The sequence below is a fragment of the Acidovorax sp. HMWF018 genome, assembly GCF_003061035.1.
GTDB classification, from domain to species: Bacteria; Pseudomonadota; Gammaproteobacteria; order Burkholderiales; family Burkholderiaceae_C; genus Acidovorax; species Acidovorax delafieldii.
The window spans coordinates 1-2,526 of the sequence record NZ_QAIM01000594.1 but is presented as its reverse complement, the minus strand read 5'-3'; the positions used below and the strand labels follow the sequence as shown (position 1 = coordinate 2,526).

The following is a 2,526-nucleotide window of genomic DNA, read 5'->3' as shown; positions in this document are numbered from 1 at the left end:
CGGCATTGCTGCCATGGCGCTGGCGCTGGGGGTGGCGATTGACTCCAACGTGCTGATCAACGAGCGCATCCGCGAAGAGCTGCGCGAGGGTGTGTCGCCCCAGGCGGCCATCCACGCGGGGTATGAGCGTGCCTGGGCCACCATCCTGGACTCGAACGTGACCACCTTGATCGCGGGCCTGGCGCTGCTGGCGTTTGGCTCCGGCCCGGTGCGTGGCTTTGCTGTGGTGCACTGCATCGGCATCCTGACCAGCATGTTCTCGGCCGTGTTCTTCTCGCGTGGCTTGGTGAACCTGTGGTACGGCCGCAAGAAGAAGCTCAAGAGCGTGGCCATCGGTCAGGTGTGGAAGCCTGAGTCCGATAGTGCTGTGGCCAAGACGAACTAAAGGAGGAAGACCATGGAATTCTTCCGTATCCGCAAAGACATCCCTTTCATGAAGCACGCGTTGGTCTTCAACGCGATCTCCTTCATCACTTTCGCTCTGGCGGTGTTCTTCCTGCTTACGCGTGGGCTGCACCTGTCGGTGGAGTTCACGGGCGGCACTGTGATGGAAGTGGCCTATAGCCAGCCCGCCGAACTGGCCAAGGTCCGCGACACCGTGGCCGCACTGGGCTACCCCGACGTGCAGGTGCAGAATTTCGGCACCTCGCGTGACGTGATGATCCGCCTGCCCGTGCAAAAGGGCGTGACGTCCGCACAGCAGAGCGAGCAGGTGCTGGGCGCCTTGAAGGCTGCAGACCCCGCAGTGACCTTGCGTCGCACCGAATTTGTAGGCCCGCAGGTGGGCGAGGAACTGGTGCACGGCGGCCTGATGGCGCTGGCCATGGTGGTCGTGGGCATCGTGATCTACCTGGCCTTCCGCTTTGAGTGGAAATTCGGCGTCGCTGCAATCATTGCCAACCTGCACGACGTGGTGATCATCCTGGGCTTCTTTGCGTTCTTCCAGTGGGAGTTCTCGCTGTCGGTGCTCGCTGGCGTGCTCGCCGTGCTGGGTTACTCGGTGAATGAATCGGTCGTGATCTTCGACCGGATCCGCGAGGCCTTCCGCAAGTACCGCAAGATGACCACGCACGAGGTGATCGACCACGCCATCACCAGCACGATGAGTCGAACCATCATCACCCACGCCTCCACCGAGGCGATGGTGCTGTCGATGTTCTTCTTTGGCGGCCCGAGCTTGCACTACTTTGCATTGGCGCTGACCATCGGTATCCTGTTCGGTATCTATTCCTCGGTGTTCGTGGCGGCGGCTATTGCCATGTGGCTGGGCGTCAAGCGCGAGGACCTCGTCAAGCCCGCCAAAAAGGAGGGGGATCCCAACGATCCCCATGCTGGAGCTACCGTCTGACCCGCTAATATCTGTTCATGCACACCACGCCCCCTTCTGTTCCGCAACGCCGCCTGGCCCGCCAGGCGCGCCAGCGGTTTGTAGAGGGGATCTGTGGAGGGTTGGTGGACCTGGACAAGACCGTCCAGGACTTCCTCACCGCGTTGATGAACCAGACGGGCACAGCCCGTGAGATGCAGTCGCGCCGGGATGCGTGGCTGCAGTACCAGCAAAAACATTCCGCATGGACGGAGCGCGCCGGCAAGGCCTGGCAAGAGGCGCTGGCTCCCCACGTCAGCTCTACACGTGGCCAGCTGGCGGCTGGTGGTGGTGGGCTCAGTCAGTTCGAGCTGCTCAGCGACGATGTGGTCGAGAACAAGATCCTCGCCTCGCGCATGGCGTTGACGGTGAACGAGCAGGTCAGCCATAAGTTCGACACCTTGCGCCAGCGCACCCAGTCGCTGGAAGGGCAGGAGCTGGACAGTAGCGACATCCTGCGACCCGACACCGTATGCCTGTTGCTGGTGGAACAATGGGTGGAGGCAGGGCTACCCCGCACGGACCTGCAAACCGTGGTGGACCCCCTGCAGCGCGAGCTGGCCAACCTGCTTCAGAAGCACTACCAGGCGGTCAACGTGTTCTACGTAGAGCAGGGCATCACGCCGCAGGTCGATCTCAAATCCAAGGTGCGCCGCACGCAGGGGGGCACCGCCACGGGCAGTGGCGGGGGCGATTCGGGTTCTGGAGGCCTGGCTTCGCAGGCCCTGGCGCAGACCCGCCAGGCCATGATGGCCGCGCGCGGAGGAGTGCAGCAGCCTCCCGGCATGCCCGCTGGGGCTCGGCCGATGGGGCCACCGGGCACACAGATGCCGCCCCCCGGACATGGCGGCTACCCCCGGCCACAACACGGAATGCCCACGGCCTTTGCCACGGGCATGACGCCGCTGGCCCGGGCACGCCAGCGTGCGCAGGGTGTGATGGGGCAGTTGCGGCGGCTGCTCACGCAGCCCGCCACCGGCTTTGACATGGTGAATGCGCCCCCCGCTTCGGCCGCGCTGGCCCATGCACTCACGGCGCACCGCGTGCATGCGGACACCTACTACAGCGGCGTGGCCACGCTGATGGAGGACTACAGCCCTGCAGCGGTGGTCCAGTTGGTGGGCGCCGTGCGGGAGCGCTCCACCGAACTCAAGAAGAAA

General features: G+C 64.2%; 3 protein-coding genes. All 3 read left to right on the top strand.

The window, feature by feature from the left end; all coding sequences use genetic code 11:
- A partial coding sequence (locus tag DBR23_RS25270; RefSeq protein ID WP_146191445.1) for an MMPL family transporter occupies positions 1-385 on the top strand: 385 nt, incomplete at its 5' end.
- A gap of 12 nt (positions 386-397) precedes the next feature.
- Entirely contained in the window at positions 398-1,348 is a 951-nt protein-coding gene (secF, locus tag DBR23_RS25265; RefSeq protein ID WP_056742880.1) for a protein translocase subunit SecF, read from the top strand.
- Between the two features lie 17 nt (positions 1,349-1,365).
- A partial coding sequence (locus DBR23_RS25260; RefSeq protein ID WP_146191444.1) for a DUF1631 family protein occupies positions 1,366-2,526 on the top strand: 1,161 nt, incomplete at its 3' end.

What these genes read in the sequence shown, in the direction of transcription:
- secF (WP_056742880.1), top strand. Translation starts at nt 398, where the DNA reads ATGGAATTCTTCCGTATCCGCAAAGACATCCCTTTCATGAAGCACGCG.